The sequence below is a fragment of the Mesorhizobium sp. M1E.F.Ca.ET.063.01.1.1 genome (genome assembly GCF_003998155.1).
Taxonomy (GTDB): Bacteria; Pseudomonadota; Alphaproteobacteria; order Rhizobiales; family Rhizobiaceae; genus Mesorhizobium.
The window spans coordinates 1-1,927 of record NZ_RZSC01000961.1 but is presented as its reverse complement, the minus strand read 5'-3'; the positions used below and the strand labels follow the sequence as shown (position 1 = coordinate 1,927).

The 1,927-nt window shown below is 62.6% G+C and carries 3 protein-coding genes; all 3 read left to right on the top strand.

The annotated features are described in order from the left end of the window. Nucleotides 1–1,017 (top strand): type III secretion system cytoplasmic ring protein SctQ (gene sctQ / locus EOA29_RS34815; protein ID WP_210213210.1); only part of this gene is annotated, 1,017 nt, incomplete at its 5' end. Beyond that, nucleotides 1,010–1,663 carry a type III secretion system export apparatus subunit SctR gene (sctR, locus tag EOA29_RS34810; protein WP_126092915.1) on the top strand — a complete coding sequence of 218 codons (654 nt, stop codon included), beginning with the start codon at nucleotides 1,010–1,012 and terminating at the stop codon, nucleotides 1,661–1,663. The genes sctQ and sctR, both read left to right, overlap by 8 nt. A gap of 17 nt (nucleotides 1,664–1,680) precedes the next feature. Then, nucleotides 1,681–1,927, top strand: a 247-nt coding sequence (locus tag EOA29_RS34805; RefSeq protein ID WP_127222281.1) for a flagellar biosynthetic protein FliQ, incomplete at its 3' end; no start/stop codon positions are given.

Genomic DNA, 1,927 nt, shown 5'->3' with positions numbered 1-1,927 from the left:
ACATTGGAATCCGTCGCGGCGGCGGAGGTTGGCGCGTTGAACGCCTTCTACCGACGCCGTGTTCCCGCCGAGATTACGATTGCGGGGAAAACCGTGGCGATCGCGGCTGTCTGGCCGGCGCCGAACCCGGCGGATCAGCGGTTATCCACGATTGCGTTTTCCGTTGGCGAGGCGGCAGGGAAATTGCGCCTGCCGCTTTCCATTGTCGAATGGGCTCTCGCCAAGGCGGACGAGCTGGTCGACATGAACCATCTGGCACCCGCTCACGCCGCGCTGCTGCTGGAGTCCGCTTTCGAACAAGATCTCCAGTGGATCGAGGGCAAGCTGGGCGAGAGGATCACGATCACGTCGATCGAGCGCGCAGACATCGTTTCGAACGAAGCCTCATATGCTTTTGTCCTGGCCGGCGAGGGCAAGTCCATAGACTGCGTCCTGAACACGAATAGCGCCGACCTCGCGATGCGCATTGGTCGCGCGCTCGACGAGATCGGCAAAGCGAAGGCGCCGGTTCCGGCCGAGTTCCCGCTGGCGGTCAGCCTTCGGCGCGGCGCGCTGACGATCAGCCTTGGCGAGCTTCAAAGCCTGCGGCCCGACGATGTGGTTCTTTTCGACGACACCGAGGAAGGAGGCGCCGCGGCTTTCATCATCGCAGAGCGCCTCTTCGCTCCGGTCAGTCTGACGGCGGATGGGCCGCGGGTGCTTGCCGCGCCGGCCGCGATTGCAGGATCGAAATGGGAGTGGACCATGAACCAAGGCACATCGCCGCCAGCCGGCCAGATATTGGAGGAGTCGACTCTCGACGAATTGCCGGTCGCGCTTGCCTTCGAGGTCGGCCGCACGGTGATGCCCGTCGGCGAGGTAAGGCAGCTTGCGCCGGGCGCCATCATTCCCATCGCCGACGTCACGAAACCGGCGGTCGACATCCTCGCCAACGGCAAACGCGTCGGCCGCGGCGAGATCGTCCGGATCGGGGAAGGCCTGGGCGTGAGAATCGAGCGCATGTTCGACAATGCTTGACAATTCGCCCAATCTCCTCGGGATTCTGATCGCCGTCGGCTTTGTCGGGCTGCTCCCGCTGGCCGTCGTCACGATGACCGGCTTCCTGAAGATATCGGTCGTGCTTTTCCTCGTCCGCAACGCGCTCGGCGTCCAGCAGATGCCGCCCAATCTTGTGCTCTATGGCATAGCGCTCGTGCTCACCGTCTATGTCACGACACCGTTGCTGAGCGAGATGTCGGGCCGGCTTCAGGAAGGGCAGGTTCAGTTCCGGACGACCGACGACCTGGCCAGGGCGGCGCAACTGGTGAAGGAACCATTGCAGCAGCACCTGATCAAATTCACCCAGCCGGCAGAGCGGCAGTTCTTTCTTGATGGGACCAGCCGCCTGTGGCCGGAACAGGCGCGCCAGAATCTCAGGGACGACGATCTCTCGATCCTTGTTCCCGCCTTTGTCGCCTCGGAGCTTACGCGCGCATTCGAGATCGGCTTCCTGCTCTATCTTCCCTTCCTCATCATCGACATCGTCGTCGCGAACATCCTGATGACGCTCGGCATGATCATGGTCTCGCCGGTCCTGATTTCGATTCCGCTCAAACTGTTCCTTTTCGTCGCCATCGATGGCTGGTCACGGCTGATGCACGGCCTGATCCTGAGCTACGGCTGACGCGGTCGAGGCCCCGTATGGACAACGACTTCATCCAGGCGAAAGTCCAAGGCGCGCTGCTGACGGTGCTGTTCGCATCGAGCCCAGCGATCATCGCGGCCCTGGCGGTCGGCATTCTTGTCGGACTTGCCCAGGCGTTGACGCAAATTCAGGACCAGTCCCTGCCGCAGACGATCAAGCTCGTGGTGATCCTCCTGGTCATCGTCGTGTTCGGACCTCTGCTTGGCCAGCAGATCGCGCAGCAGGCCTCGACAGCTATGGACC